Consider the following 25,722-nt stretch of genomic DNA (forward strand, 5'->3'; position numbering starts at 1 on the left):
TGTTGAATCTCATTATCATCTAATAATGAATCTCATTACCTGATTGAGCCCCGGTCATGAGTTCTGCCTTGCACGAGCAACCCTACCTTGAAAGCTGGCGCTGGATGAGTCGCCGGATCCGTTGTGCCATGAGCCCGGACGAGCCGCGGCTGATCGAGCAATACCTGGCCGAGGGCCGCTATCTGGCCCGCTGCACCGCGACTTCGCCGTGGATGATTTGCGAAACGGCCTTTCGCCTGTTGCTCGACACCGCCTCGGACGTCGCGCTGCCCTGGCATTGGCGCACGCTCTGCCTCGACCAGGCCTGGCGCCCATTGCGTGACCTCGAACGCCAATCACTGTGTCGCTGCCGCCTCACACGCTGGCAGCGCCATGCCTGGGCGCTGGCGACCTGCGTCCTGGAACCCTCGATTTGTCTCAATGAACCGGTACAAGGATTTCCCGATGAGTAACACCCGTATCGAACGCGACAGCATGGGCGAGCTTCACGTCCCGGTAGATGCCCTTTATGGCGCCCAGACCCAGCGTGCCGTGGAGAATTTTCCCGTCAGCGGCCAACGCATGCCGACGCAGTTCATCCGTGCGCTGATCCTGGCCAAGGCAGCCGCGGCCCAGGCCAACGTGGAGCTGGAACAGATCAGCGTGGCCCAAGGCAAAGCCATCGTCGATGCGGCCCAGGGGCTGCTCGAAGGGCAGTTCATGGATCATTTCCCGGTGGATATTTTCCAGACCGGCTCTGGCACCAGCTCCAACATGAACGCCAACGAAGTGATCGCCACCCTCGCCAGCCGCTTGCTGGGGGAGACGATCAACCCGAACGACCACGTCAACTGCGGCCAGAGCAGCAATGACATCATTCCTACCTGCATTCACGTCAGTGCCGCGCTGGCCCTGCATGAACAGCTGCTGCCGGCGTTGAGGCACCTGGTGCAGGTGATCGAGCACAAGGCCGTGGAGGTTCATCCGTTCATCAAGACCGGTCGTACCCACTTGATGGATGCCATGCCGGTCCGTATGAGCCAGGTGCTCGAGGGGTGGGCGCAGCAGTTGAAAGCCAACCTCGATCATTTGCAGGACTTGCTACCAAGCCTGCAATCCCTGGCCCAGGGCGGTACGGCAGTCGGCACCGGGGTCAATGCGCACCCGCGATTCGCCGAGCTGTTCAGTCAGCAACTGACCCGGCTGACCCATGTGCAGTTCACCCCAGGCAAGAACCTGTTCGCGCTGATCGGTTCCCAGGACACCGCTGTGGCGGTTTCCGGGCAGCTCAAGACCACCGCGGTGTCGTTGATGAAAATCGCCAACGACCTGCGCTGGATGAATTCCGGACCTCTGGCCGGCCTGGGCGAGATCGAGCTTGAGGGCTTGCAGCCAGGCTCCTCGATCATGCCCGGCAAGGTCAACCCGGTGATTCCCGAGGCCACCGCGATGGTCGCGACCCAGGTGATCGGCAATGACACGGTGATCACCGTGGCCGGTCAATCGGGCAATTTCGAATTGAACGTGATGCTGCCGATCATCGCCCAGAACCTGCTGAGCAGCATTGCCTTGATGTCCAGTGTCAGCCGGCTGCTGGCGGACAAGGCCATCGCCACGTTCAAGGTCAACGAGGCCGGGCTCAAGCAGGCGCTGTCACGCAACCCGATCCTGGTTACTGCATTGAACCCGATCATCGGTTACCAGAAAGCCGCTGAAATCGCCAAGAAGGCCTATCAGCAAGGCCGTCCAGTCATCGATGTCGCCTTGGAACACACCGACCTGTCGCGCAGCGAACTGGAGGTCCTGCTGGATCCCGAGAAGCTCACCGCCGGTGGGGTGTAGTGCCGACACCTGCGTGGAGGATTCATCATGGAGCACTGGAAACGCACGACCGAAAGGGCCAATCGTCATTTCATCCTGGGCGAGCTGGTGGACGCCCGCGAGGCCTACCTGCAAGCCCTGGCCCTGGCACAGGTGTTGTTCGAACGCTGGGCTGATGCCGATGAAGCCGTGGCTGCCTGCGTTGTGTCCCATCACAACCTGGCGGATCTGCACCTGCGGCTGAACCAGCCGGAGGAAAGCGCCGAATACCTGTGCGCCATCCACCAACGGCTGCTGCAGACCCTGCAGGACGAGCGCATGCCTTCGGCCTTGCGTGCCGCCGCGATGCGCCAGAGCCACAAGACCTATGTCGAACTGCTGGGTTTCATCAGTGAACACGGCGAGTACCCACGCACCCAACGGCTGCTCCGCAGCAACGACACGTCATGCCTGCACCGCGATATCCCCCTTCATCATGGAGTTCATTGAAAATGGCTTTTACCTTGCCCGCGCTGCCCTACGCCTACGCTGCCCTGGAACCGCATATCGATGCGCAAACCATGGAAATCCATTACACAAAACACCATCAGACCTATATCAATAACCTCAACGCGGCCGTGGAGGGCACCGAGTACGCCCAATGGCCCATCGAAAAGCTGGTGGCCAGCGTGGAGCAATTGCCACAGGACTTGCGGGCCGCGGTGATCAACCAGGGAGGCGGCCATGCCAATCATTCCTTGTTCTGGGACGTGATGTCCCCTGAGGGGGGAGGGCAGCCTGATGGTGCGCTTGCCGCGGCGATCGAGGCGCAACTGGGCGGCCTGGAGCGGTTCAAGGAAGCGTTCACCAAGGCGGCGTTGAGCCGTTTCGGCAGCGGCTGGGCCTGGTTGAGCGTAACCCCGCAAAAGCGGCTGGTGGTGGAGAGCAGCGCTAACCAGGACAGCCCGCTGATGGCCGGTCATACACCCATCCTCGGTCTGGATGTGTGGGAGCACGCCTATTACCTGCGGTACCAGAACCGCCGGCCGGAATACATCAACGCGTTCTACAACGTGGTCAACTGGCCTGCAGTCGCTCGGCGTTACCAGGCTGCGCTTGCCTGAGCTGTTCATCAAACAATCCAAGGCTGACTATGGACACTGAAACTCTGGCGCCGAGGAGCGGGCGGATGTTCCGCTACGCCTTGGGGTCGCTATTACTGTTGGCCGGGATGACATTGCTGGCGGCCGAAGGCCTGGCGTGGCTGGGCCTTGAGCCAAGACTGCTGCGTGCATTGCAAGGCGGTGGGCTTTGCGCCTTGGGAACGGCTTTGGGGGCTGTACCGGTGCTGGTCATCCGGCGAATGCCTCAGGCCGTGAGCGATTCGCTGCTGGGTTTCGGCGCGGGAGTGATGCTGGCCGCTACGGCGTTTTCGCTGATCGTGCCGGGTATCGCTGCGGCCGAGCAATTGGGGCTTACGCCCTGGCTGGCCAGCGGCCTGGTCAGTTTCGGCATCTTGGCCGGTGCATTTGGCTTGTACCTGGTGGAGCGAAAGGTGTCCGCCCGTCCTGAACAGCTGGTTGGTGCACCCGGGCATCCGGTCATTGCGCCGCGGATCTGGTTGTTCGTGTTTGCCATCGTGGCCCACAACATTCCGGAAGGAATGGCCGTCGGCGTGTCGGCGGGCGGTGGCATGCCCGATGCCGACAGCCTGGCGATGGGCATCGCCTTGCAGGATGTACCTGAGGGGCTGGTCATTGCTCTGGTACTGGCCGCGGCCGGAATGTCCAGGTTCAAGGCATTCCTGATCGGCGCGGCCTCGGGACTGGTGGAACCCCTGTTCGCGCTATTGTGCGCATGGCTGGTGAGCCTGGCCGGGATGTTGCTGCCGCTGGGCCTGGCACTGGCGGCCGGGGCCATGTTGCTGGTGGTGACCCACGAGGTCATTCCCGAAGCCCGCCGCAACGGTCACGAGAAGCTGGCGAGCCTGGGATTGCTGATGGGGTTCTGTCTGATGATGGTGATGGATACCGCGCTGGCGTGACAGGGAGAATCTGTGATCTATTTGTGGCGAGGGGATTTATCCCCGCTGGGCTGCGAAGCAGCCCCAAAAAGAGCTTAGTCGACCTGATGCTCGGCGGTGACAGATATCAGGGCTGCTTCGCAGCCCAGCGGGGATAAATCCCCTCGCCACAGGGGGTTATTCGCCTTCGTCGAAGTAGCGGTTAATCAGGTCCACCAGGGCGTCCATCGCCTCCTGCGCTTGTTCACCTTGGGTTTCCAGATAGATCGTGGTGCCCTTGCCCGCTGCAAGCATCATCATGGCCATGATGCTTTTGCCGTCGATCGTGGATTCAGGCGTCCGACCGACGCGGATGGTCGTTTCCTTGAACTGGCCAGCCACGCCGACAAACTTGGCTGAAGCCCGGGCGTGCAAGCCCAGCTTGTTGATGATTTCAATTTCCTGAGCAGGCATCGCGATGTGAATCCTTTAGCTGAGGTCGCGGTGGCGAACCTGGACGTTCTTCAGGGATTGTTGCAGGAGCTGACCCAGGCGTTCAGTCAGGTAGACGGAGCGGTGATGACCGCCGGTACAGCCGATGGCAATCGTGACATAGGCTCGGTTGCTTGCGGCAAACCGGGGCAGCCATTTAAGCAGGTAGCCGGAGATGTCCTGGAACATTTCCTCGACATCCGGTTGGGCCGCCAGGTAGTCGATCACCGGTTGGTCGAGCCCGGATTGCTCGCGCAGCTCCGGTTTCCAATAAGGGTTGGGCAGGCAACGCACATCGAACACCAGATCGGCGTCTACCGGCATGCCACGCTTGAAACCGAACGACTCCACCAGGAACGCCGTGCCTGGCTCCGGCTGGTTCAGTAGGCGCAACTTGATGGTGTCGCGTAACTGATACAGGTTCAGGTTCGTGGTGTCGACCTTCAGGTCCGCCAGGTCGGCGATCGGTCCAAGCAACTGGCTTTCGTCTTCAATGGCTTCGGCCAGCGAGCGGTTGGCATTGCTCAGCGGGTGGCGTCGCCGGGTCTCGGAAAAGCGCTTGAGCAGGGTTTCGTCATCGGCATCCAGGTACAGCACATCGCACTGGATATGCCGGTTGCGCACTTCCTCGAGCAGTTCGGGGAAACGCGACAGGTGGCTCGGCAGGTTGCGTGCGTCGACGGAAACCGCCACCAGCGGTTGCGCCAGCTCGGTGTGGATCAGCGCCCGTTCGGCCAGCTCCGGCAGCAGGCCGGCTGGAAGGTTGTCGATGCAATAGTAGCCGCTGTCCTCAAGCACGTTGAGCGCCGTGCTTTTACCGGAGCCGGAGCGACCGCTGACGATGATCAGGCGCATGATTAATGACCGTTCTGCTCGTCCAGGACTACCTGATACAAGGCTTGGTTGCTCGGTGCGCTGCGCAGTTTTTCGCGCACTTCCTTGCGGTCCAGCATGCTGGCGATCTGGCGCAGCAGCTCAAGATGCGCATCGGTCGCCGCTTCCGGAACCAGCAATACGAACAGCAGGTCGACCGGTGCGCCGTCGATGGCGTCGAAATCAATGGCGGCTTCAAGGTGCAGCAGTGCGCTGATGGGCGTGATGCATCCCTTGAGGCGGCAGTGGGGAATGGCGATGCCGTTGCCAAAACCGGTGGAACCGAGTTTTTCACGGGCAACCAGGGCCTCGAAGACGTCCTGCATTTCCAGATCCGGCACTTCGCGGTGGATCAGGTTGGCAATTTGTTCGAGGGCTTTCTTTTTACTGCCGCCCGGCGCGTTCACCATGGAACGGCCGGGGGTCAGGATGGTTTCTAGTCGGATCATGGATTGGGGGGATTAACGACCGGTAGCGCCCTGGAGGAGGCTTTGGGTCTTTTCCTTATGCTTTTTGAGTTGGCGATCCAGCTTGTCGGTCAGCAGGTCAATCGCGGCATACATGTCTGTGTGCTCCGCATTGGCAACCACCTCTCCGCCGGGAATATGCAACGTGGCTTCGATTTTCTGCAGCAGCTTCTCGACGTTCATCGTGACCTGCACATTGGTGATCTTGTCGAAATGCCTTTCCAATCGGTCGAGTTTTTCGCCGATGTAGGTACGCAGGGGTTCGGTCACTTCCAGTTGGTGTCCACTGATGTTGACTTGCATACAGCTTCTCCTTCGTTGCCAGTGCATAAAGCGGCAGGCAGAAATGCCTGCCACTGGAACGCTGTGGCGTGGCCTGTTACATCAACCGCTTGCGTTCGCTCGAAGGCGCGATCCCGAGGGATTCGCGATACTTGGCGACGGTACGGCGGGCCACCTGAATGCCTTGTGCCTCCAGTAAACCAGCGATCTTGCTGTCACTCAACGGCTTTTTCTGATTTTCCGCAGCCACCAGTTTCTTGATGATCGCGCGGATGGCTGTGGACGAGCATTCGCCGCCTTCGGAGGTGCTGACGTGGCTTGAGAAAAAATATTTCAATTCGTAGATACCCCGTGGGGTATGCATGAATTTCTGCGTGGTCACCCGGGAAATTGTCGATTCGTGCATGCCCACCGCCTCGGCGATGTCGTGCAGGACCAACGGCTTCATCGCTTCGTCGCCGTAGTCCAGGAAGCCGCGTTGATGCTCGACGATCTGGGTTGCAACCTTCATCAGGGTTTCGTTGCGGCTCTGCAGGCTCTTGATGAACCAGCGGGCTTCCTGCAACTGGTTGCGCATGAAGGTGTTGTCGGCGCTGGTATCGGCGCGTCTTACAAAGCCAGCGTACTGGGCGTTGACCCGTAGCTTGGGGACCGATTCCTGGTTCAGCTCCACCAGCCAGCGATCGTTGTGCTTGCGCACGATCACATCGGGAACCACGTATTCGGGCTCGGTGGCCTCGATCTGTGAGCCCGGGCGTGGGTTGAGGCTCTGGACCAGTTCGATCACCTGGCGCAGCTCATCTTCCTTGAGCTTCATGCGCCGCATCAGCTGGCTGTAGTCGCGGCCGCCCAGCAGGTCGATATAGTCGGTGACCAGTCGCTTGGCCTCGGCCAGCCACGGCGTCTTGGCGGGCAGCTGGCGCAGTTGCAGCAGCAGGCACTCACCCAGGTTGCGGGCGCCGATGCCGGCCGGTTCGAATTGTTGGATCCGATGCAGGACGGCTTCGATCTCGTCCAGCTCGATGTCCAGCTCCGGATCGAAAGCTTCGAGAATTTCTTCGAGGGTCTCGTCCAGGTAGCCCTGATTGTTGATGCAGTCGATCAGGGTCACGGCGATCAGGCGATCGGTGTCGGACATCGGCGCCAGGTTCAGTTGCCACAGCAGGTGGCTTTGCAGGCTTTCGCCGGCAGAGGTGCGGGTGGTGAAGTCCCACTCGTCATCATCGCTGCTTGGCAGGCTGCTGGCGCTGGTCTGGTAGACGTCCTCCCAGGCCGTGTCCACGGGCAGGTCGTTGGGGATGCGTTCGTTCCACTCGCCATCCTCGAGGTTATCCACCGTCGGGGCGGCTTCCTCCTGGTAGGACGGCTCCTGGATCTCGGTATTGGATTTTTGCTCGACGTTGTCGGCCAGCGGATCAGTGTTGTCGAAGTCGTCGCCTTCTTCCTGGCGTTCGAGCATCGGATTGGATTCCAGGGCCTCCTGGATTTCCTGTTGCAGGTCCAGGGTCGACAATTGGAGCAGGCGGATGGCCTGTTGCAGCTGCGGTGTCATCGTCAGCTGCTGGCCCATTCTCAAGACTAGCGATGGTTTCATGGCAGGGGCTTAACACCTTATTCGCCGGCGCACATGCGCCATCCACTACAAGGGCGCCGAAGCGCCAAACCTTAAGCAAATTATATGCCTGAAACTGAAGTGTTTGCCTAGAGGGAGTACTCAATTAGTTTCCCGATGAGGGGATTCATTGAGCCTCTCCCGAGGCGCTGCCTGGTAAAACCGACGGCGCCGGAACAGTTGCCAGACACTTCGCGCTTACAGGCGGAACTCATGGCCCAGATACACTTCCTTGACCAATTCGTTGGCCAGGATGGTGGCGGAGTCACCTTCGGCGATCAATTGTCCATCATTGACGATGTAGGCGGTCTCGCAGATGTCCAGCGTCTCGCGCACGTTGTGGTCGGTGATCAGCACGCCGATCCCCTTGGCCTTGAGATGGTGGATGATCTGCTTGATGTCGCCCACCGAAATCGGGTCCACGCCGGCGAACGGTTCGTCGAGCAGGATGAATTTCGGTGCGGTGGCCAGGGCGCGGGCAATTTCCACCCGGCGCCGTTCGCCGCCGGACAGGCTCATGCCCAGGTTGTCGCGGATATGGCTGATGTGAAATTCCTGCAGCAGGCTTTCCAGCTCCTGGCGACGACCCGCCTTGTCGAGCTCCTTGCGGGTTTCGAGAATCGCCATGATGTTGTCGGCGACCGACAACTTGCGGAAGATCGACGCTTCTTGTGGCAGATAGCCGATGCCGGCCTTGGCCCGGCCGTGCATTGGCTGATGGCTGACGTCCAGGTCGTCGATCAGGACGCGGCCCTGATCGGCCTGGACCAGGCCGACGATCATGTAGAAACAGGTGGTCTTGCCCGCGCCGTTGGGGCCGAGCAGGCCGACGATCTGCCCGCTGTCGATGGACAGGCTGACATCTCGCACGACTTGACGGCCCTTGTAGCTCTTGGCCAGGTGCTGAGCTTTCAGAGTTGCCATTACTGGGGCCTTTGCTCGGTTTTCTTTTTCGGCTGGATGACCATGTCGATCCGTGGGCGCTGCTCGGTCACCTTGTTGCCGGTGGCGCGGCCGGCGCTGGCGAGTTTCTTGTTGGTGTCGTAGACGATTTTCTCGCCCTGGGTGACGTTGTTGTCCTTGTCGATGACCTTGGCCCGATCGATCAGCACGACGCGGTCCTGGGACGCGTGATACTGGATGGTCACGCCGTAACCCTGCACGGGCTTGGTGTCGCCAGCCGTTTGCAATTGCTCGAAATAAGCCAGGTTGCCCACCGAAGTCACCACGTCGATATCGCCGGACTGAGTACGGGTAATGGTCACGGTGTTGCCGGTGACCTTCATCGAGCCCTGGGTGATGATCACGTCGCCCTTATAGGTGGCGATACCGTTCTTGTCGTCCAGTTGGGCGTCGTCGGCCTGGATGCGGATAGGCTGGTCACGGTCATTGGGAAGAGACCAGGCGCTCGCGCTTCCCAGTGCTGCGCCCAGACTGAGCAAAATAGGGAGGGTTTTAGCGAGCTTCATACTGTCCTCTTACGTTCGATAGCAGGTGTATCCTGCTTTCCTTCAGATACGCCTTCATTCCCGTGCCGGTCGATACACCGCCGGCGCCGTCGATTCTAACGGGTTGCTCGGTCTGCGCATATTGTTGCTGCGGGAACACGGTCATGCGAGTGCTGGTGATGATGGTCGTGCGGTTTTTCTCATCGGTTCGCGCAACGCGTACCGAGTCGATCAGTTCCACTTCGGTGCCGCCGGGATTCACTTCGGCGCGTTTGCTCTGCACGTGCCACGGAAACTCGGTGCCGCGGAACATGTTCAGGTCCGGATTGGCGACCAGGGTAATGTCGGTGGCCTTGACGTGATCGACCTTGTCGGACGTCATTTCGTACTGCACCTTGCCGTCAGGCAGGTATTGCAGTGTATGCGTGTTGGTCGCATACCAATCGATATCGTTTTCCTCGACCTGGACGGCGGGGCGGTCGAGAAAGCGTTCGGGGCTGATGTTCCAGTAGCCCACCGCCGCGAAAATCGCCGCGATGCACGCGAACAGCAGGATGGTGCGAATCTTCTTGCTCAGCATAAATGGCTCACAGGTACGCGGCGTTCGCCGCTTCGAGGCGGCCCTGGGCGCGCAGGATCAGTTCGCAGAATTCACGGGCCGCGCCTTCGCCGCCTCGCGCGGTGGTGACGCCGTGGGCGTGCTCGCGTACGAAGCCGGCCGCATTGGCCACCGCCATGCCCAGGCCAACCCGACGGATCACCGGCAGGTCCGGCAGGTCGTCACCCAGGTAGGCGACCTGTTCATAGGTTAGGTTGAGTTGGCCCAGAAGCTCGTCCAGGACCACCAGTTTATCCTCGCGACCCTGATAAAGGTGGGGAATGCCGAGGTTCTTCGCGCGTCGCTCGACCACCGGGGTCTTGCGGCCGCTGATGATAGCTGTCTGCACGCCAGCGGACATCAGCATCTTGATGCCCTGGCCGTCCAGGGTATTGAACGTCTTGAACTCGCTGCCGTCCTCGAGGAAATACAGGCGTCCGTCGGTCAGCACGCCGTCCACGTCGAACACGGCCAGCTTGATGGTTTTACCGCGTAGCAGCAGGTCTGCGTTCATTTACATGACTCCCGCACGCAGCAAGTCGTGCATGTTCAGGGCGCCCACCGGGCGGTCTTCGGCATCGACCACCACCAGGGCGCTGATCTTGTGGTCTTCCATGATTTTCAGGGCTTCGGCGGCGAGCATTTCTGCGCGGGCAGTCTTGCCGTGGGGTGTCATGACCTGTTCGATGGTGGCGCTGTGCACATCGATGGTGCGGTCCAGGGTGCGACGCAGGTCGCCGTCGGTGAAGATCCCGGCGAGCTTGCCGTCGGCCTCGAGGATCACCGTCATGCCCAGGCCCTTGCGGGTCATCTCCATGAGTGCGTCCTTGAGCAGCGTGCCGCGTTGCACCTGAGGCAACTCTTCGCCGGCGTGCATCACGTTTTCGACCTTCAGCAGCAGGCGGCGGCCCAGTGCGCCACCGGGGTGGGAGAAGGCGAAATCTTCCGCGGTGAACCCCCTGGCTTCCAGCAGGGCCACGGCCAGGGCATCGCCCATGACCAGGGCGGCCGTGGTGGACGAGGTCGGTGCCAGGTTCAGCGGACAGGCTTCGTGCTCGACGTGGACATTGAGGTTGACTTCGGCGGCCTTGGCCAGCGGCGAGTCCGGGTTGCCGGTGAGGCTGATCAGCCGGATGCCCAGGCGCTTGATCAGCGGCAGCAGGGTAATGATTTCATTGGTGGAACCGGAATTGGACAGCGCCAGGATGATGTCGTCCCGGGTGATCATGCCCATGTCACCATGGCTGGCTTCGGCCGGGTGGACGAAGAATGCCGTGGTGCCCGTGCTGGCCAGGGTTGCGGCGATCTTGTTGCCGATGTGCCCGGACTTGCCCATGCCGACCACGACGACGCGGCCTTTGCTGGTCAGAATCATCTCGCAGGCGTGTACGAAATCAGCGTCGATGCGGGGCAGCAAGCCTTGCACGGCTTCGAGCTCGAGGCGGATGGTACGTTGTGCCGATTGAATCAGATCGCTGGATTGGCTCATGTCAGAAATCGTATAGCCCGATGAAAAGGCGGCGATTATAGCGGCAATGAACAATTCCCTCACGCTAGTTCGTCATGCTTCGTGCAAACACCCCGCCTGATTTGAAATAAAATGCATCCATTTAGCTTAAGCGAGGCTTAACCGGTCAGGGGTGGGCCTTGGGCGCGTGGCCGTTGCAGTGATATAGTTCGCCGCCGGTCCGGATGCCCGGCGGTACCGATGTTGATCGGCTGGCTGGGGCATTCGGATGTGAGGCTGCATCGCAAGGAGTTTAGATGAGTGCCGACAACGCCTACGCGGTCGAGCTGAAGGGGCTGTCCTTCAAGCGAGGGACGCGCAGCATTTTCAATGACATCGATATTCGCATCCCACGGGGCAAGGTGACCGGCATCATGGGCCCTTCCGGGTGTGGCAAGACCACGCTGCTGCGCCTGATGGGCGCACAGTTGCGTCCCAATGCCGGTGAAGTCTGGGTCAATGGCCAGAATCTTCCCAAGTTGTCGCGCAGCGACCTGTTCGATGCGCGCAAGCACATGGGCGTGCTGTTCCAGAGTGGCGCGCTGTTCACCGATCTCGACGTGTTCGAGAACGTGGCGTTTCCGCTGCGGGTCCATACCGACCTGCCGGAGGAGATGATCCGCGATATCGTGCTGCTCAAGCTGCAGGCGGTCGGGCTGCGTGGCGCCCTCGAACTGATGCCGGACGAGCTGTCCGGCGGCATGAAGCGCCGGGTCGCACTGGCGCGGGCGATTGCCCTCGATCCGAAAATCCTCATGTACGACGAGCCCTTCGTCGGACAGGACCCGATCGCCATGGGTGTATTGGTGCGCCTGATCCGCCTGCTCAACGATGCGCTGGGCATCACCAGCATCGTGGTGTCCCACGACCTGGCCGAAACCTCCAGCATCGCGGACTACATCTATGTGGTCGGCGATGGCCAGGTATTGGGGCAGGGTACACCCGAGGAATTGAATGCCTCGGACAACCCGCGCATTCGCCAATTCATGAAGGGGGATCCGGACGGTCCGGTGGCGTTCCATTTTCCGGCCACGGATTACCGTACCGATCTGTTGGGGAAGCGCTGATGCGCAAGAAATCATTAATAGAAAGAATTCGCCTGTTCGGCCGTTCCGGCATCGATGTGCTGGCGGTGCTGGGCCGTTCCACGCTGTTCCTGGCCCATGCCTTGCTCGGTCGCAACGCCTCCGGCGGCGGTTTTGGCCTGCTGGTCAAGCAACTGCATTCGGTGGGGGTGATGTCCCTGGTGATCATCGTGGTGTCCGGGATCTTCATCGGCATGGTGCTGGCGTTGCAGGGTTTCAATATCCTGTCCAGCTACGGCTCGGAGCAGGCGGTCGGGCAGATGGTCGCGCTCACGCTGTTGCGTGAACTCGGTCCGGTGGTGACCGCGCTGCTGTTCGCCGGCCGTGCCGGTTCGGCGCTGACGGCCGAAATCGGTAACATGAAGTCCACCGAGCAGCTGTCCAGCCTGGAAATGATCGGCGTCGACCCGCTCAAGTACATCATTGCCCCGCGCCTGTGGGCCGGCTTCATTTCCCTGCCGGTGCTGGCAATCATCTTCAGCGTCGTCGGGATCTGGGGCGGTTCGTGGGTAGCCGTCGACTGGCTGGGGGTCTATGAAGGCTCCTACTGGTCCAACATGCAGAACAGCGTCGACTTCATGGATGATGTGCTCAATGGCGTCATCAAAAGTGCCGCATTCGCGTTCGTGGTGACCTGGATCGCCGTGTTTCAAGGCTATGACTGCGAGCCCACGTCTGAGGGGATCAGCCGTGCCACAACCAAGACCGTGGTGTACGCCTCGCTGGCGGTCCTGGGCCTTGACTTTATTCTGACCGCCTTGATGTTTGGAGATTTCTGATGCAAAACCGCACCCTGGAAATCGGTGTCGGCCTTTTCCTGCTGGCCGGCATCCTGGCTTTGTTGCTGCTGGCCCTGCGAGTCAGCGGCCTGGCGCCGACCGCGAACACCGATACTTATAAACTTTATGCTTATTTTGACAATATCGCCGGTTTGACGGTCAGAGCCAAGGTGACCATGGCCGGTGTCACCATCGGCAAGGTCACGGCAATCGATCTGGATCGCGACAGTTTCACCGGACGGGTGACGCTGCAGCTGGAGAAGCGCGTGGATAACCTGCCGACTGATTCCACTGCATCTATCCTGACGGCGGGGCTGCTGGGTGAGAAATACATCGGTATCAGCGTAGGCGGGGAGGAAACCCTGCTCAAGGATGGTGGGACCATCCATGACACGCAGTCGTCGCTGGTACTCGAGGACCTGATCGGGAAATTTCTGCTCAATACCGTTAGCAAAGACGCCAAATGAGGAGCTTTTCGATGATCTCTATCTTGCGACGCAGCCTGTTGGTCCTGCTGGCAGCCCTGCCGCTGATGACCAATGCCCTGGCGGCGCCTTCCGCGCATGACATCATCCAGGACACCACGACCCGGCTGCTGGCAGACCTTGCCGCCAACAAAGAGAAATACAAACAGGACCCGGGCGCATTCTATGATGCGCTGAACGGCATTGTCGGTCCGGTGGTGGACGCCGATGGCATCTCCCGCAGCATCATGACGGTCAAGTACTCGCGCAAGGCCACTCCTGCGCAGATGACCCGCTTCCAGGAAAACTTCAAGCGCAGCCTGATGCAGTTCTACGGCAACGCCTTGCTCGAATACAACAACCAGGGCATCACCGTTGGGCCGGCCAAGGATGAAAGCGGTACCCGTACCAGCGTCGACATGCAGGTCAAGGGTAACAACGGTGCGATCTATCCGGTTTCCTACACGCTCGAACAGCTGAACGGCGAATGGAGGGTGCGCAACGTGATCATCAACGGCATCAACATCGGCAAGTTGTTCCGCGACCAGTTCGCCGATGCGATGCAGCGCAATGGCAATGACCTGGACAAGACCATCGATGGCTGGGCCGGCGAAGTCGCCAAGGCCAAGGAAGTGACCGAGCAAGCCAAAGAGAAGCAGGAACAATGATCGAGTCGGTGAGTGAGTCGGCCATTCGTCTGGGCGACGCCGGCGAGTTGTTGCTCAGTGGTGTACTGGACTACCGCACCGGTCCTGCCCTGCGCAAGCAGGGCCAGGCGCTGATCAAATCCGTCAGTGCGGCCGAGCTGGTCATTGACTGCTCGGCGGTGCAGAAATCCAGCAGTGTCGGCTTGTCGCTGTTGCTGTGCTTCATGCGGGACGCCAAGGCGGCCGGCAAAACGTGGAGCATCCGTGGGATGCCCGAAGACATGCGCGAAATAGCCCAGGTCAGCGAACTGACCGAGCTGTTGGCGCAATCCTGACCCACATCGCCGGAAAAGTCCCCCCGTCAGAGTCCTGCTTCGCGGGGTTCGCAGGCGCGGGGCTTTTTTGTATGATGTGCGACCCGCGCGCACAGGGCGCCGATTGAGGTTGAGCATGCAGGCTGTAGAAGTGAAGAGCTTCCTTGAAGGAAAGCTGCCTGGTACGAAGGTGGAAGTTGAAGGCGAAGGCTGTAACTTCCAGCTGAACGTGATCAGCGATGAACTGGTGGCGTTGAGCCCAGTGAAGCGTCAGCAGAGCATCTATGCCCATTTGAACCCATGGATTGCCGATGGCAGCATCCACGCGGTCACGATGAAATTTTTCAGCAGCGCGGCCTGGGCCGAGCGCACCTGAGCCCAAGGGCCTCGAGATTCTTATGGATAAACTGATTATTACCGGCGGCGTTCGTCTTGATGGCGAAATCCGTATTTCCGGGGCAAAGAACTCCGCCCTGCCAATCCTGGCCGCGACCCTGCTGTGCGATGGCCCGGTGACCGTGGCCAACCTGCCGCACCTGCATGACATCACCACGATGATCGAGCTGTTCGGCCGCATGGGCATCGAACCTGTCATCGACGAGAAGCTCAGCGTCGAGATCGATCCACGCACCATCAAGACCCTGGTCGCCCCGTACGAGCTGGTGAAAACCATGCGTGCGTCGATCCTGGTGCTGGGCCCCATGGTTGCCCGTTTCGGTGAAGCCGAAGTCGCGTTGCCTGGCGGTTGCGCCATTGGCTCGCGTCCGGTGGACCTGCACATCCGTGGCCTGGAAGCCATGGGCGCGGTCATCGACGTCGAAGGCGGCTACATCAAGGCCAAGGCCCCTGAAGGCGGCCTGCGTGGTGCGCATTTCTTCTTCGATACCGTCAGCGTGACCGGCACCGAGAACATCATGATGGCCGCTGCACTGGCCAAGGGCCGCAGCGTGCTGCAGAACGCTGCTCGCGAGCCTGAAGTGGTGGACCTGGCGAACTTCCTGATCGCCATGGGCGCCAAGATCAGTGGTGCGGGTACCGACACCATCACCATCGATGGCGTCGAGCGCCTGCATTCGGCCACCTACAAAGTGATGCCGGACCGGATCGAAACCGGTACCTACCTGGTTGCCGCTGCCGTCACCGGCGGTCGCGTCAAGGTCAAGGACACCGATCCGACCATCCTTGAAGCCGTCCTGGAGAAACTCAAGGAAGCCGGTGCCGAAGTCACCTGCGGCGAAGACTGGATCGAAGTGAATATGCACGGCAAGCGGCCCAAGGCCGTCAATGTGCGGACCGCGCCATACCCGGCGTTCCCGACGGACATGCAGGCACAGTTCATCTCCCTCAACGCCATTGCCGAAGGCACCGGCGCGGTGATCGAGACGATCTTCGAAAACCGTTTCATGCACGTCTACGAACTGCACCGCATGGGCGCCAAGATCCAGGTCGAAGGCAACACCGCCATCGTCACCGGCGCCGAGAAACTCAAGGGCGCGCCAGTGATGGCCACCGACCTGCGGGCCTCGGCCAGCCTGGTGATTTCGGCCCTGATTGCCGAAGGCGATACCCTGATCGACCGCATCTACCACATCGACCGTGGCTACGAGTGCATCGAAGAAAAACTGCAGATGCTCGGCGCCAAGATCCGCCGCGTACCAGGCTAGTTCCGGCTGCATGGGCACAAGGATGTGCCTGGATTTCGTTTCAAATCGAGGGTGGTCCACCCTCGATGTGTGTCCGGCGCCGCTTGCGACCGGGCATGTGTACCTTGATAAGGACTGACGTTCCCATGTTGACCATCGCACTGTCCAAGGGCCGCATCCTTGACGACACCCTGCCGCTTCTGGCTGAAGCGGGCATCGTGCCGACCGAGAATCCGGACAAGAGCCGCAAGCTGATCATCCCCACGACCCAGGCCGATGTGCGCCTGCTGATCGTGCGTGCCACCGATGTGCCGACTTATGTGGAGCATGGCGCCGCCGACCTCGGCGTTGCCGGTAAAGACGTGCTGATGGAATACGGCGGCCAGGGCTTGTATGAGCCCCTGGACCTGCGGATCGCCCGGTGCAAGCTGATGACCGCCGGCAAGGTCGGTGCGCCGGAGCCCAAGGGACGCCTGCGTGTGGCGACCAAGTTCGTCAACATCGCCAAGCGTTACTATGCCGAGCAGGGTCGTCAGGTCGATATCATCAAGTTGTACGGTTCGATGGAGCTGGCGCCGCTGATCGGTCTGGCGGACAAGATCATCGACGTCGTCGACACCGGCAATACCCTGCGGGCCAATGGCCTGGAACCCCAGGATTTCATCGCGGACATCACCTCCCGGCTGATCGTCAACAAGGCGTCGATGAAAATGCAACACGCCCGCATCCAGGCTCTGATCGATACCCTGCGCAAGGCAGTGGAATCTCGACACCACGGCTGATACACCCGCGCGACCTCTGGTTGCGCCCGTCTATCCGCGTCATAGCCAATTTTCTCAGGTGCCCACGCGAATGGACTGGTAGCTTAGGGCGCCTGAGCATTTGCCATTAATGAGGCCCTCGCTATGACCGCTCCCACCTCGATTCGCCGACTCAACGCTGCCGATCCGGATTTCGCGCATCATCTGGATCATCTGCTGAGCTGGGAAAGTGTGTCTGACGACTCGGTCAATCAGCGGGTGCTGGACATTATCAAGGCCGTGCGCGAGCGTGGCGATGCAGCCCTGGTGGAATTCACCCAGAAATTCGATGGCCTGCAAGCGGCGTCCATGGCCGACCTGATCCTGCCACGCGAGCGCCTGGAGCTGGCCCTGACCCGGATCACCGTGCCCCAGCGCGAAGCCCTGGAAAAAGCCGCCTCCCGGGTGCGCAGCTATCACGAAAAACAGAAACAGGACTCCTGGAGCTACACCGAAGCCGACGGCACGGTGCTGGGCCAGAAGGTAACGCCGCTGGACCGCGCCGGCCTGTACGTGCCGGGCGGCAAGGCGTCCTATCCCTCCTCGGTGCTGATGAATGCCATCCCGGCCAAGGTTGCTGGCGTGACCGAAGTGGTCATGGTCGTGCCAACCCCCCGGGGTGAAATCAACGAACTGGTGCTGGCCGCTGCCTGCATCGCTGGGGTGGACCGGGTGTTCACCATCGGCGGTGCCCAGGCCGTGGCTGCATTGGCCTATGGCACCGAAAGCGTGCCGAGGGTCGACAAGGTGGTCGGGCCGGGCAACATCTATGTCGCCACCGCCAAGCGCCACGTGTTCGGCCAGGTCGGTATCGACATGATCGCCGGCCCTTCGGAAATCCTCGTGGTGTGCGACGGCCAGACCGATCCGGACTGGATTGCCATGGACCTGTTTTCCCAGGCCGAGCACGACGAAGACGCTCAGGCGATCCTGGTCAGCCCGGATGCCGACTTCCTCGACAAGGTCGCGGCCAGTATCGACAAGCTGTTGCCGACCATGGACCGTGCCGAAATCATCAACACCTCGATCAATGGCCGTGGGGCACTGATCAAGGTCGATGACATGGAACAGGCGATCGAGGTCGCGAACCGCATCGCGCCGGAACACCTGGAGTTGTCGGTCGCCGATCCGCAGGCCTGGTTGCCGCAGATCCGTCATGCCGGTGCGATCTTCATGGGCCGACACACCAGCGAGGCCCTGGGTGACTACTGTGCAGGACCCAACCACGTGTTGCCGACTTCCGGCACCGCGCGTTTCTCGTCGCCGCTGGGGGTGTATGACTTCCAGAAACGTTCGTCGATCATCTTCTGCTCCGAGCAGGGTGCATCCGAACTGGGCAAGACGGCTTCGGTGCTGGCTCGTGGCGAGTCGCTGAGCGCCCACGCGCGCAGCGCCGAGTATCGAATTCTTGATGAGTCCTCCATTGACGGGCAGGGAAATTGAAATGAGTAAATTCTGGAGCCCGTTCGTCAAGAACCTAGTGCCCTATGTGCCGGGCGAACAACCGAAGCTGACCCGCCTGGTCAAGCTCAACACCAACGAGAACCCCTACGGCCCATCGCCCAAGGCTCTTGCTGCGATGCAGACCGAGCTCAATGACAATCTGCGTCTGTACCCGGACCCCAACAGCGATCTGCTCAAGAGCGCCGTGGCCGGCTACTACGGCGTGCAGGCCAACCAAGTGTTCCTCGGTAACGGTTCGGATGAAGTGCTGGCGCACATTTTTCACGGCCTGTTGCAACACGACCAGCCGATCCTGTTCCCGGATATCAGCTACAGCTTCTATCCGGTGTATTGCGGGTTGTACGGCATCCCGTTCGATGCGGTACCGCTGGACGAGCAGTTCAGGATCGATCCGGCGGACTATGCCAAGCCGAACGGCGGGATCATTTTCCCCAACCCGAACGCTCCGACCGGCTGCCTGCTGGCGCTGGACGCGGTGGAGCAAATGCTCAAGGCCAGCCCGGATTCGGTGGTGGTGGTCGATGAAGCCTATATCGACTTCGGTGGCGAGACGGCCATCAGCCTGGTGGACCGCTATCCTAATCTGCTGGTCACCCAGACCTTGTCCAAGTCCCGCTCGCTGGCGGGGTTGCGAGTGGGTTTGGCGGTGGGCCATCCGGACCTGATCGAAGCACTGGAGCGGATCAAGAACAGCTTCAACTCCTACCCCCTGGATCGCCTGGCAAACGTGGGCGGCGCGGCGGCGTTCGACGACCGCGAGTATTTCCAGAAAACCTGCCGGTTGGTCATCGAGCACCGCGAGTGGGTGGTGGCGCAACTGGAGGCCAAGGGTTTTGAAGTGTTGCCTTCGGCGGCCAACTTCATCTTCGCCCGTCACCCCCGGCATGATGCGGCGGGGTTGGCGGCGAAGCTGCGAGAACAGGGCGTGATCGTGCGGCACTTCAAACAGGAGCGGATTGCCCAGTTCCTGCGGATCAGCATTGGCACACCGGAGCAGAACCAGGCGCTGATCGACGCCCTGGGCGAACTCTAAAGCTCTGCGCTGAACTGTAGGAAATCCTCTGTGGGAGCAAGCTTGCCCGCGATGGCGGTGGGGCAGTGACTCAAATGTCGACTGATTCGGCGCTATCGCGGGCAAGCCTTGCTCCCACAGTGGTATCGCGGGCCCCTGTGGGAGCGGGCTTGCCCGCGAATGCGGTCTGACATTCAAAATGACTATCGACTGACACTACGCTATCGCGAGCAAGCTCGCTCCCACAGGTGTGTTCTGTGTATTCAGATGCTTTATTCGTGATGCGGCTCGCCAAGGAATGTCAGCGAGGTAAACACACCACGGGTGGCCACGTCCTTGTCATCCTTGAGCGGTATTTCCATTTGCGCGGCGATGACGTTCAAGCCTTCATTGCGCACCAACACCTGGGCCCGACCGTCGGCATCGGTTTCAGTGGAGACGGTGTTCGGCGCGCTGCGGTAATCGCCCACCAGTTTTACCCCGGCCGCGGGCTTGCCATCCAGCAGGACCCGTACCGGCAATGATTGGCCGGGACCTACGGTCAGCGGGTCGACGTCCGGCAGGATCACGAACTTGATCGGCTCAAGCTTTGGCAGCTTCGCTCCGGGCTCATAGATCGCCAGACTGTATTTGAAGGTGTGGGTCGACTCGATCGCGCCGGGTACTTTGCTGCGGCCTTCGTTGATCCACTTCTTGTCGGCGGTCTGGGACCACATGCCGTTGTCCAGCGCCACCGCGAGCACGGCTGGTGGCTTGAGCGGTTGCAGGCGAGCATGGTCGGGCAGGCGTTGCACGGTGACGGGGATCATCTTGCCGCCCAGGTCATAGGCCCAGGCGCCGCTGATTTTCTGTGCCTTGAACGCGTTGTCCTCGGCGCCGTGGCCGTAGATCACCTCAATGTTGCCGCGCCGTTGTTCGGTCCACAAACCGTGGGCCGAGGCTTGTGTCGCCAGGAACAGACCGAGAAGGGCGAGTGTCTTGGAGGATTTCATGCCGATTTTCCTTTTTTATAGATCGAGGGTGAGGCTGACGGTGAAGTTGCGCGGCTCGCCGGGATTGACCCAGTAGTTGCTGTAGGAGCGTTCGTAGTATTTCTCATCGAAGACGTTGTTCAGGTTCAGGCCCACGGTGACGTTCTCACTGGCCTTGTAATGAGCCAGCAGATCCACGGTGTGGTAAGCCGGCAGCTCGAAGTCCTTGCCGGCTTCGCCCGAACGGTCCCCTACGTAAGTGAACGCCGCGCCGACATCCGAGCCGCGCAGGTGCCCGTCCTGGAATTCATAGACACCCAGCAGGCTGCCGCTACGCTTGGCAACGCCCAGGATCCGGCTGCCGGTGGGGATCTCTTTGTCACCTTCGGTCACTTCTGCATCGATGTAGGCAAAGGCCCCGATCACGCGGATGGCGTCGGACAACTGACCGCTGATCTGCAGATCGATCCCCTGGCTGCGGGCCTTGCCCATGGCGCGGTTGGTGTTGGTGTCAGGGTCCAGCGCCAGGACGTTTTCCTTCTCTATATGGAACGCCGCCAGGGTGGTGCTCAGGCGATGGTCGAACAGCTCGCTCTTGATCCCGGCTTCATAGCCGACGCCTTCCTCCGGGTCGAAGGTCTTGCCGCCAGCGTCCAGGCCGTTGTTGGGCTTGAACGAGGTGGAGCCGTTGGCGAACAGTCCGACTTCAGGCGTCAGTTGGTACAGCAGGCCAGCCCGTTGCGTCAGGGCATCGTGGCGTTGGCGGTTGATGAGCTGGGTAGTGTGATCATCGATACGCTGCTCGAAATGCTCGTAGCGCACACCGAACATGCCCCGCAGCTTTTCGGTGAAGACGATCTGGTCCTGGAGATTCAATGCACGGCTTTGGACATGCTCGAAGAAATCCGTGCCGGTGCGCAGCCCGTCGGGTTTGGGCTGGCCGTAGATGGGCTGATAGATGTCGATGGGATAGGCGCCGCCGTTGAGGGTGGTGACGCGCTCGTTCTTGCGATAGTCCTCGTATTCACTGCCGATCAGCAGTTCGTGCTGCCATGGCCCCCAGTCGAACAGGCCGCGCAGTTCCAGTTGAGTGATGCTGTCATGCCAATCGTTGTCGCGTTCGCGGTAACGGCGGTTGACGGTATGGCTGTCGGTATTCAGCGGACGCGCTTCGGAGGCGAAGCCCCAGAGTTCGCCTTGCTTGTAATGACTGGCCAGGCGCAGTTGCCAGGTATCGTTGAGCTGATGCTCAAGGGCGACCTGGAGCATGTTGTTGTGGTTGTCGATGTCACCGTCGTTGGGTTCGCCCAGGAAGGTCGAGCGGGACATGCCGCTCCAGCGATTGTTTGGCGCGACTATGCCCCGATCGAATGTCGAGCTGTGTCGCACGATTTCACTCTCCACCAGCAGGCGTGTGTCGGGACTCAGTTGCCAGCTGATGGAAGGCGCCACGAATACCCGCTGGCTGTCGACGTGATCGCGAAAGCTGTGATTGTCTTCCACCGCCAGGTTTACCCTCGACAGCAGGGTGCCTTCGGCGTCCAGTGGTGTATTGACGTCCAGCGCGGTGCGGTAGCGATCCCAGCTGCCGGCACTGGTTTGCAGGGTGGTGAAAGCTTCGGGCTGGGGTTTCTTGGTGACGATGTTGACCGTGCCCCCTGGATCGCCGCGTCCATAGAGGCTGGCCGCTGGCCCCTTCAATACTTCGATGCGTTCGATGTTGGCGGTGTCCGGCGTGCTTGGGTAGCCGCGGTTCGCGCTGAAGCCGTCTTTGTAGAACTCCGACGTCGTGAAGCCGCGCACGCTGTATTCGTAGAGCGTCAGGCCGCCGAAATTGTTCTGCTTCGATACGCCGCCGGCAAACTCCAGCGCTCGTTCGACGCGGGTGCTGCCCAGATCTTTGAGGACATCAGCCGGGATTACGCTGATCGCCTGAGGGATGTCTCGCAGGGCCGTGTCGGTTTTGGTCGCGCTGGCGGAGCGGGAAGCGCGATAGCCCTTCACCGGCCCGGTGGGGGATTCGTAGTCGGCCGTAACGCTGGTGGCCTCCAGTTCCAGGGGCTGGGTTTCCTCGGCAAAGGCCGGGTCGCCCAGCAGACCCAAGGCCAGGCTGGCGAGGGAAATCCGCTTTAGAGATGACATGTTATGTTGTTCCAATTTGCGCAATTGAAACAATATAACACTACTAATGAGAATTTATGCTATCTGTGGCTTCTCATTAAATTTTCAGACAGTCAGGCTCTTGTGGCGAGGGGATTTATCCCCTCGCCACAAAAGGGAACTGTGTCGGTTACTGCTCTTCCTTGACCGCTACAGGCGCGGGCGGTGGGCGCAGGCCGATTTCGGCGGTGAGCTTGAGCTCCTTGCCGTTGCGCATCACCTGGATGGTGACTTTGTCGGTGGGTTTGATACGCGCGACCTGGTTCATCGAGCGACGGCCATCGCCGGCCGGTTCGCCGTCGATGCTCAGGATCACATCACCCAACTGCAGGCCGGCCTTCTGGGCCGGGCCATCGCGGAAAATCCCCGCCACCACGATGCCAGGCCGTCCGGACAAACCGAAGGACTCTGCCAGCTCCTGGGTCAGTGGCTGCACTTCGATGCCCAGCCAGCCACGAATCACCTGGCCATGTTCGATGATGGACTTCATCACTTCCATCGCCAGTTTCACCGGGATGGCGAAACCGATGCCCTGGCTGCCGCCGGACTTGGAGAAGATCGCCGTGTTGATCCCGGTGAGGTTGCCATTGGCATCCACCAGTGCGCCGCCGGAGTTGCCGGGGTTGATCGCGGCATCGGTCTGGATGAAGTCTTCGTAGTTGTTCAAACCCAACTGGTTTCGCCCGGTGGCACTGATGATGCCCATGGTCACGGTCTGGCCGACGCCGAAGGGGTTGCCGATGGCGAGGGCGACGTCACCGATGCGGATGCTGTCGGAGCGGCCGATGGTAATCGCCGGCAGATTCTTGAGGTCGATCTTCAGTACCGCGAGGTCGGTTTCCGGGTCGCTGCCGATCACCCGGGCCAGGGTTTCGCGGCCATCCTTCAGGGCTACCACGATCTGGTCGGCACCGCTGGTGACGTGGTTGTTGGTCAGCAGGTAGCCTTCCGGGCTCATGATCACGCCCGACCCCAGGCTCGACTCCATGCGTTTCTGCTTGGGCGAGTTGTCGCCGAAGAAGCGCCGGAATTGCGGGTCCTCGAACAAGGGATGACTGGGTTTGTTGATGACTTTGGTGGTGTACAGGTTGACCACGGCCGGTGCGGCGATGGTCACGGCATCGGCGTAGGAGACGGGCCCTTGCAACAGTGCCTTGCTCTGCGGCGCCTGCTGCAGATTGACATCGAGGCTCGGCAGGCCAACCCATTCGGGGTAACGCTGGATAATCAGTAGTGCGACGAGCACGCCGACCAACAGCGGCCAGCCGGAAAAACGCAGCGCCTTGAGCATCTATCACGTCCTACAAGAGTTGCAGGCGGAATGAGACCGCCCATAATGTCGCGCATTATACGAGGCCGCGCGCGCCTCGGAACGGGATATTTAGGAGTCTTTTCATGGCCGTAGCCCTGAGCACCCTGGTTGAAGAAGCGGACCGTTACCTGGCAAGCAGCCGGATTGCCGATTACTGCCCCAACGGACTGCAGGTCGAAGGTGCACCCCAGGTGATGCGCATCGTCAGCGGCGTGACCGCCAGCCAGGCGTTGCTCGACGCCGCCGTGGAGGCCGATGCCGACCTGGTGCTGGTGCACCACGGTTACTTCTGGAAGGGCGAGAGCCCTTGCATCACCGGCATGAAGCAGCGTCGCCTGAAAACCCTGCTCAAGCACGATATCAGCCTGCTGGCTTACCATCTGCCGCTGGACCTGCACCCTGAGGTCGGCAATAACGTGCAACTGGCCCGCCAGTTGGACATCACCGTCGAAGGACCGCTGGACCCGGAAAACCCCAAGATCGTCGGCCTGGTCGGCTCCTTGTCCGAACCGATGACGCCTCGGGACTTCGCCCGCAAGGTCCAGGAAGTCATGGGCCGTGAGCCGTTGCTGATCGAAGGCGAGCAGATGATCCGCCGGGTCGGCTGGTGCACCGGGGGGGGCCAGGGTTATATCGACCAGGCGGTGGCGGCCGGGGTCGACTTGTACCTCAGCGGCGAAGCATCGGAACAGACCTACCACAGCGCCCGGGAAAACGGCATCAGCTTCATTGCCGCCGGCCATCATGCGACCGAACGCTATGGTGTACAGGCGCTGGGCGATTATCTGGCGCGACGCTTTGCCCTGGAGCACATCTTCATCGATTGCCCGAATCCGATTTGATGCAATTGGATCCCTGTGGGAGCGAGCCTGCTCGCGATGCGATCCGTCAGCCAGCCGAGTGTCGACTGATCCACCGCTATCGCGAGCAGGCTCGCTCCCACAGAGGGCGTTGTGAAGCCCGAACCACCAGGCATATCCATATGCTGTTTCGATCTAGTTGGCGCCCTGATTAGAAGAGGTCGCTGTGCTAGGATTCTTCGCTCGAACACGGCCCGCTGGCCGTTCATAAGAAAGTTTTCGTGAGTAGCCATGGTCGACAAACTGACGCATCTGAAACAGCTGGAGGCGGAAAGCATCCACATCATCCGCGAGGTGGCCGCCGAGTTCGACAACCCGGTGATGCTGTACTCCATCGGTAAAGACTCCGCCGTGATGCTGCACCTGGCGCGCAAGGCGTTCTTCCCCGGCAAGCTGCCGTTTCCGGTGATGCATGTCGACACGCGCTGGAAATTCCAGGAAATGTACAAGTTCCGCGATCGCATGGTCGAGGAAATGGGCTTGGACCTGATCACTCACGTGAACCCGGATGGCGTAGCGCAGGGCATCAACCCCTTCACCCACGGCAGTGCCAAGCACACCGACATCATGAAGACCGAAGGCCTGAAGCAGGCCCTGGACAAGCATGGTTTCGACGCAGCGTTCGGCGGTGCCCGCCGCGATGAAGAGAAGTCCCGTGCCAAGGAACGCGTCTACTCGTTCCGCGACAGCAAGCACCGCTGGGACCCGAAAAACCAGCGCCCGGAACTGTGGAACGTCTACAACGGCAAGGTCAACAAGGGCGAGTCGATCCGGGTCTTCCCGTTGTCGAACTGGACCGAGCTGGACATCTGGCAGTACATCTACCTCGAAGGCATTCCAATCGTGCCGTTGTACTTCGCCGCCGAGCGCGAAGTGATCGAGAAGAACGGCACGCTGATCATGATCGACGACGAGCGCATCCTCGAGCACCTGTCCGAGGAAGAGAAGGCCCGCATCGTCAAGAAGAAAGTGCGTTTCCGTACCCTTGGCTGCTACCCGTTGACGGGCGCGGTGGAGTCCGAGGCCGAAAGCCTGACGGACATCATCCAGGAAATGCTCCTGACGCGAACTTCCGAGCGCCAGGGCCGGGTCATCGACCACGATGGCGCAGGCTCGATGGAAGATAAAAAACGTCAAGGTTATTTCTAAGA

Annotated in this window: 30 protein-coding genes; 17 read left to right on the top strand and 13 right to left on the bottom strand. The window is 60.7% G+C overall.

Features of this window, described 5'->3' with window-relative positions; all coding sequences use genetic code 11:
* The first annotated feature begins 56 nt into the window (after nucleotides 1-56).
* The 5 genes from FGE05_RS13905 to FGE05_RS13925 are packed head-to-tail and all read left to right on the top strand — an operon-like array spanning nucleotide 57 to nucleotide 3,823.
* Entirely contained in the window at nucleotides 57-452 is a 396-nt protein-coding gene (locus tag FGE05_RS13905) for a FagA protein (RefSeq protein ID WP_139645762.1), read from the top strand.
* Nucleotides 445-1,821, top strand: coding sequence for an aspartate ammonia-lyase (locus tag FGE05_RS13910; protein ID WP_139645764.1), 1,377 nt, complete (start codon nucleotides 445-447; stop codon nucleotides 1,819-1,821). The genes FGE05_RS13905 and FGE05_RS13910 overlap by 8 nt, the downstream gene beginning before the upstream one ends.
* Before the next feature lie 27 nt (nucleotides 1,822-1,848).
* A complete protein-coding gene (locus tag FGE05_RS13915) occupies nucleotides 1,849-2,289 on the top strand; it encodes a hypothetical protein (protein WP_139645766.1) in 441 nt (146 codons plus the stop codon).
* 2 nt (nucleotides 2,290-2,291) lie between these two features.
* Nucleotides 2,292-2,903 (top strand): superoxide dismutase, encoded by a 612-nt coding sequence (locus tag FGE05_RS13920; protein WP_139645768.1) that lies wholly within the window; start codon nucleotides 2,292-2,294, stop codon nucleotides 2,901-2,903.
* A 29-nt stretch (nucleotides 2,904-2,932) separates the two neighbouring features.
* A complete protein-coding gene (locus FGE05_RS13925; protein WP_139645770.1) occupies nucleotides 2,933-3,823 on the top strand; it encodes a ZIP family metal transporter in 891 nt (296 codons plus the stop codon).
* Between the two features lie 156 nt (nucleotides 3,824-3,979).
* Here FGE05_RS13925 and FGE05_RS13930 read toward each other — a convergent pair whose 3' ends face one another.
* The 10 genes from FGE05_RS13930 to FGE05_RS13975 form a co-directional block, all read right to left on the bottom strand.
* The gene (locus tag FGE05_RS13930) at nucleotides 3,980-4,255 is read right to left on the bottom strand and encodes an HPr family phosphocarrier protein (RefSeq protein WP_139645772.1); all 276 of its coding nucleotides are present in this window, start codon (nucleotides 4,253-4,255) and stop codon (nucleotides 3,980-3,982) included.
* A 15-nt stretch (nucleotides 4,256-4,270) separates the two neighbouring features.
* Complete coding sequence (gene rapZ / locus FGE05_RS13935; RefSeq protein WP_139645774.1) at nucleotides 4,271-5,128, bottom strand: RNase adapter RapZ; 858 nt, start codon at nucleotides 5,126-5,128, stop codon at nucleotides 4,271-4,273.
* A 2-nt stretch (nucleotides 5,129-5,130) separates the two neighbouring features.
* Complete coding sequence (gene ptsN / locus FGE05_RS13940) at nucleotides 5,131-5,595, bottom strand: PTS IIA-like nitrogen regulatory protein PtsN (RefSeq protein ID WP_024777484.1); 465 nt, start codon at nucleotides 5,593-5,595, stop codon at nucleotides 5,131-5,133.
* A gap of 12 nt (nucleotides 5,596-5,607) precedes the next feature.
* Nucleotides 5,608-5,916 carry a ribosome hibernation-promoting factor, HPF/YfiA family gene (gene hpf / locus FGE05_RS13945; protein ID WP_003178005.1) on the bottom strand — a complete coding sequence of 103 codons (309 nt, stop codon included), beginning with the start codon at nucleotides 5,914-5,916 and terminating at the stop codon, nucleotides 5,608-5,610.
* Nucleotides 5,917-5,992: 76 nt separating this feature from the next.
* Entirely contained in the window at nucleotides 5,993-7,489 is a 1,497-nt protein-coding gene (locus FGE05_RS13950; protein WP_139645776.1) for an RNA polymerase factor sigma-54, read from the bottom strand.
* 216 nt (nucleotides 7,490-7,705) lie between these two features.
* Nucleotides 7,706-8,431: an LPS export ABC transporter ATP-binding protein gene (lptB, locus tag FGE05_RS13955; protein WP_041020870.1), complete on the bottom strand. Its 726-nt coding sequence runs from the start codon at nucleotides 8,429-8,431 to the stop codon at nucleotides 7,706-7,708.
* Nucleotides 8,431-8,976, bottom strand: a complete 546-nt coding sequence (gene lptA, locus FGE05_RS13960) for a lipopolysaccharide transport periplasmic protein LptA (protein ID WP_041020869.1) — start codon at nucleotides 8,974-8,976, stop codon at nucleotides 8,431-8,433. The genes lptB and lptA overlap by 1 nt, the downstream gene beginning before the upstream one ends.
* On the bottom strand, nucleotides 8,963-9,535 hold the full coding sequence (gene lptC / locus FGE05_RS13965; protein WP_139645778.1) for an LPS export ABC transporter periplasmic protein LptC: 573 nt from the start codon (nucleotides 9,533-9,535) through the stop codon (nucleotides 8,963-8,965). The genes lptA and lptC overlap by 14 nt, the downstream gene beginning before the upstream one ends.
* 7 nt (nucleotides 9,536-9,542) lie before the next feature.
* On the bottom strand, nucleotides 9,543-10,067 hold the full coding sequence (locus FGE05_RS13970) for an HAD family hydrolase (RefSeq protein WP_139645780.1): 525 nt from the start codon (nucleotides 10,065-10,067) through the stop codon (nucleotides 9,543-9,545).
* Nucleotides 10,068-11,042, bottom strand: coding sequence for a KpsF/GutQ family sugar-phosphate isomerase (locus FGE05_RS13975; RefSeq protein WP_139645782.1), 975 nt, complete (start codon nucleotides 11,040-11,042; stop codon nucleotides 10,068-10,070). It abuts the gene before it with no gap.
* Nucleotides 11,043-11,317: 275 nt separating this feature from the next.
* Here FGE05_RS13975 and FGE05_RS13980 point away from each other — a divergent pair, with 275 nt between their 5' ends.
* The 10 genes from FGE05_RS13980 to hisC all read left to right on the top strand — a co-directional run bounded on the left by FGE05_RS13980 (nucleotide 11,318) and on the right by hisC (nucleotide 19,289).
* Entirely contained in the window at nucleotides 11,318-12,127 is an 810-nt protein-coding gene (locus FGE05_RS13980; protein WP_139645784.1) for an ATP-binding cassette domain-containing protein, read from the top strand.
* Nucleotides 12,127-12,924, top strand: a complete 798-nt coding sequence (gene mlaE / locus FGE05_RS13985; RefSeq protein WP_139645786.1) for a lipid asymmetry maintenance ABC transporter permease subunit MlaE — start codon at nucleotides 12,127-12,129, stop codon at nucleotides 12,922-12,924. The genes FGE05_RS13980 and mlaE overlap by 1 nt, the downstream gene beginning before the upstream one ends.
* A complete protein-coding gene (gene mlaD / locus FGE05_RS13990) occupies nucleotides 12,924-13,391 on the top strand; it encodes an outer membrane lipid asymmetry maintenance protein MlaD (RefSeq protein WP_041020863.1) in 468 nt (155 codons plus the stop codon). The genes mlaE and mlaD overlap by 1 nt, the downstream gene beginning before the upstream one ends.
* An 11-nt stretch (nucleotides 13,392-13,402) precedes the next feature.
* Nucleotides 13,403-14,056 (top strand): phospholipid-binding protein MlaC, encoded by a 654-nt coding sequence (locus FGE05_RS13995; RefSeq protein ID WP_139645788.1) that lies wholly within the window; start codon nucleotides 13,403-13,405, stop codon nucleotides 14,054-14,056.
* Nucleotides 14,057-14,064: 8 nt separating this feature from the next.
* Nucleotides 14,065-14,370 (top strand): lipid asymmetry maintenance protein MlaB, encoded by a 306-nt coding sequence (locus FGE05_RS14000; protein ID WP_139646128.1) that lies wholly within the window; start codon nucleotides 14,065-14,067, stop codon nucleotides 14,368-14,370.
* A 115-nt stretch (nucleotides 14,371-14,485) separates the two neighbouring features.
* Nucleotides 14,486-14,725 carry a BolA family protein gene (locus tag FGE05_RS14005; protein ID WP_041020861.1) on the top strand — a complete coding sequence of 80 codons (240 nt, stop codon included), beginning with the start codon at nucleotides 14,486-14,488 and terminating at the stop codon, nucleotides 14,723-14,725.
* A gap of 22 nt (nucleotides 14,726-14,747) precedes the next feature.
* Complete coding sequence (gene murA / locus FGE05_RS14010) at nucleotides 14,748-16,013, top strand: UDP-N-acetylglucosamine 1-carboxyvinyltransferase (RefSeq protein ID WP_139645790.1); 1,266 nt, start codon at nucleotides 14,748-14,750, stop codon at nucleotides 16,011-16,013.
* A 125-nt stretch (nucleotides 16,014-16,138) separates the two neighbouring features.
* The gene (gene hisG, locus FGE05_RS14015) at nucleotides 16,139-16,774 is read left to right on the top strand and encodes an ATP phosphoribosyltransferase (RefSeq protein WP_041020859.1); all 636 of its coding nucleotides are present in this window, start codon (nucleotides 16,139-16,141) and stop codon (nucleotides 16,772-16,774) included.
* A 123-nt stretch (nucleotides 16,775-16,897) separates the two neighbouring features.
* Entirely contained in the window at nucleotides 16,898-18,235 is a 1,338-nt protein-coding gene (gene hisD, locus FGE05_RS14020; RefSeq protein ID WP_139645792.1) for a histidinol dehydrogenase, read from the top strand.
* Nucleotide 18,236: 1 nt separating this feature from the next.
* On the top strand, nucleotides 18,237-19,289 hold the full coding sequence (gene hisC / locus FGE05_RS14025; RefSeq protein ID WP_139645794.1) for a histidinol-phosphate transaminase: 1,053 nt from the start codon (nucleotides 18,237-18,239) through the stop codon (nucleotides 19,287-19,289).
* A gap of 251 nt (nucleotides 19,290-19,540) precedes the next feature.
* Here the strand turns inward: hisC and FGE05_RS14030 are convergent, their stop codons facing one another.
* From FGE05_RS14030 to algW, 3 genes are all read right to left on the bottom strand, one after another.
* Nucleotides 19,541-20,260: a DUF4198 domain-containing protein gene (locus tag FGE05_RS14030; RefSeq protein ID WP_139645795.1), complete on the bottom strand. Its 720-nt coding sequence runs from the start codon at nucleotides 20,258-20,260 to the stop codon at nucleotides 19,541-19,543.
* 15 nt (nucleotides 20,261-20,275) lie between these two features.
* Nucleotides 20,276-22,381 (bottom strand): TonB-dependent siderophore receptor, encoded by a 2,106-nt coding sequence (locus tag FGE05_RS14035; RefSeq protein ID WP_139645797.1) that lies wholly within the window; start codon nucleotides 22,379-22,381, stop codon nucleotides 20,276-20,278.
* A 148-nt stretch (nucleotides 22,382-22,529) separates the two neighbouring features.
* Nucleotides 22,530-23,690, bottom strand: a complete 1,161-nt coding sequence (gene algW, locus FGE05_RS14040; protein ID WP_139645799.1) for a Do family serine endopeptidase AlgW — start codon at nucleotides 23,688-23,690, stop codon at nucleotides 22,530-22,532.
* A 104-nt stretch (nucleotides 23,691-23,794) separates the two neighbouring features.
* Between algW and FGE05_RS14045 the strand changes: the two genes are divergently transcribed.
* The gene (locus FGE05_RS14045; protein WP_139645801.1) at nucleotides 23,795-24,553 is read left to right on the top strand and encodes a Nif3-like dinuclear metal center hexameric protein; all 759 of its coding nucleotides are present in this window, start codon (nucleotides 23,795-23,797) and stop codon (nucleotides 24,551-24,553) included.
* A gap of 249 nt (nucleotides 24,554-24,802) precedes the next feature.
* Nucleotides 24,803-25,720 (top strand): sulfate adenylyltransferase subunit CysD, encoded by a 918-nt coding sequence (cysD, locus tag FGE05_RS14050; protein WP_024777503.1) that lies wholly within the window; start codon nucleotides 24,803-24,805, stop codon nucleotides 25,718-25,720.
* Nucleotides 25,721-25,722: the final 2 nt, after the last annotated feature.

Origin of the sequence: Pseudomonas sp. ICMP22404 (assembly GCF_006227205.1) — a bacterium.
GTDB lineage: Bacteria > Pseudomonadota > Gammaproteobacteria > Pseudomonadales > Pseudomonadaceae > Aquipseudomonas.

Coding starts and splice junctions, on each gene's coding strand:
- FGE05_RS13905 (WP_139645762.1), top strand. CDS start 57: ATGAGTTCTGCCTTGCACGAGCAACCCTACCTTGAAAGCTGGCGCTGG.
- FGE05_RS13910 (WP_139645764.1), top strand. CDS start 445: ATGAGTAACACCCGTATCGAACGCGACAGCATGGGCGAGCTTCACGTC.
- FGE05_RS13915 (WP_139645766.1), top strand. CDS start 1,849: ATGGAGCACTGGAAACGCACGACCGAAAGGGCCAATCGTCATTTCATC.
- FGE05_RS13920 (WP_139645768.1), top strand. CDS start 2,292: ATGGCTTTTACCTTGCCCGCGCTGCCCTACGCCTACGCTGCCCTGGAA.
- FGE05_RS13925 (WP_139645770.1), top strand. CDS start 2,933: ATGGACACTGAAACTCTGGCGCCGAGGAGCGGGCGGATGTTCCGCTAC.
- FGE05_RS13930 (WP_139645772.1), bottom strand. CDS start 4,255: ATGCCTGCTCAGGAAATTGAAATCATCAACAAGCTGGGCTTGCACGCC.
- rapZ (WP_139645774.1), bottom strand. CDS start 5,128: ATGCGCCTGATCATCGTCAGCGGTCGCTCCGGCTCCGGTAAAAGCACG.
- ptsN (WP_024777484.1), bottom strand. CDS start 5,595: ATGATCCGACTAGAAACCATCCTGACCCCCGGCCGTTCCATGGTGAAC.
- hpf (WP_003178005.1), bottom strand. CDS start 5,916: ATGCAAGTCAACATCAGTGGACACCAACTGGAAGTGACCGAACCCCTG.
- FGE05_RS13950 (WP_139645776.1), bottom strand. CDS start 7,489: ATGAAACCATCGCTAGTCTTGAGAATGGGCCAGCAGCTGACGATGACA.
- lptB (WP_041020870.1), bottom strand. CDS start 8,431: ATGGCAACTCTGAAAGCTCAGCACCTGGCCAAGAGCTACAAGGGCCGT.
- lptA (WP_041020869.1), bottom strand. CDS start 8,976: ATGAAGCTCGCTAAAACCCTCCCTATTTTGCTCAGTCTGGGCGCAGCA.
- lptC (WP_139645778.1), bottom strand. CDS start 9,535: ATGCTGAGCAAGAAGATTCGCACCATCCTGCTGTTCGCGTGCATCGCG.
- FGE05_RS13970 (WP_139645780.1), bottom strand. CDS start 10,067: ATGAACGCAGACCTGCTGCTACGCGGTAAAACCATCAAGCTGGCCGTG.
- FGE05_RS13975 (WP_139645782.1), bottom strand. CDS start 11,042: ATGAGCCAATCCAGCGATCTGATTCAATCGGCACAACGTACCATCCGC.
- FGE05_RS13980 (WP_139645784.1), top strand. CDS start 11,318: ATGAGTGCCGACAACGCCTACGCGGTCGAGCTGAAGGGGCTGTCCTTC.
- mlaE (WP_139645786.1), top strand. CDS start 12,127: ATGCGCAAGAAATCATTAATAGAAAGAATTCGCCTGTTCGGCCGTTCC.
- mlaD (WP_041020863.1), top strand. CDS start 12,924: ATGCAAAACCGCACCCTGGAAATCGGTGTCGGCCTTTTCCTGCTGGCC.
- FGE05_RS13995 (WP_139645788.1), top strand. CDS start 13,403: ATGATCTCTATCTTGCGACGCAGCCTGTTGGTCCTGCTGGCAGCCCTG.
- FGE05_RS14005 (WP_041020861.1), top strand. CDS start 14,486: ATGCAGGCTGTAGAAGTGAAGAGCTTCCTTGAAGGAAAGCTGCCTGGT.
- murA (WP_139645790.1), top strand. CDS start 14,748: ATGGATAAACTGATTATTACCGGCGGCGTTCGTCTTGATGGCGAAATC.
- hisG (WP_041020859.1), top strand. CDS start 16,139: ATGTTGACCATCGCACTGTCCAAGGGCCGCATCCTTGACGACACCCTG.
- hisD (WP_139645792.1), top strand. CDS start 16,898: ATGACCGCTCCCACCTCGATTCGCCGACTCAACGCTGCCGATCCGGAT.
- hisC (WP_139645794.1), top strand. CDS start 18,237: ATGAGTAAATTCTGGAGCCCGTTCGTCAAGAACCTAGTGCCCTATGTG.
- FGE05_RS14030 (WP_139645795.1), bottom strand. CDS start 20,260: ATGAAATCCTCCAAGACACTCGCCCTTCTCGGTCTGTTCCTGGCGACA.
- FGE05_RS14035 (WP_139645797.1), bottom strand. CDS start 22,381: ATGTCATCTCTAAAGCGGATTTCCCTCGCCAGCCTGGCCTTGGGTCTG.
- algW (WP_139645799.1), bottom strand. CDS start 23,690: ATGCTCAAGGCGCTGCGTTTTTCCGGCTGGCCGCTGTTGGTCGGCGTG.
- FGE05_RS14045 (WP_139645801.1), top strand. CDS start 23,795: ATGGCCGTAGCCCTGAGCACCCTGGTTGAAGAAGCGGACCGTTACCTG.
- cysD (WP_024777503.1), top strand. CDS start 24,803: ATGGTCGACAAACTGACGCATCTGAAACAGCTGGAGGCGGAAAGCATC.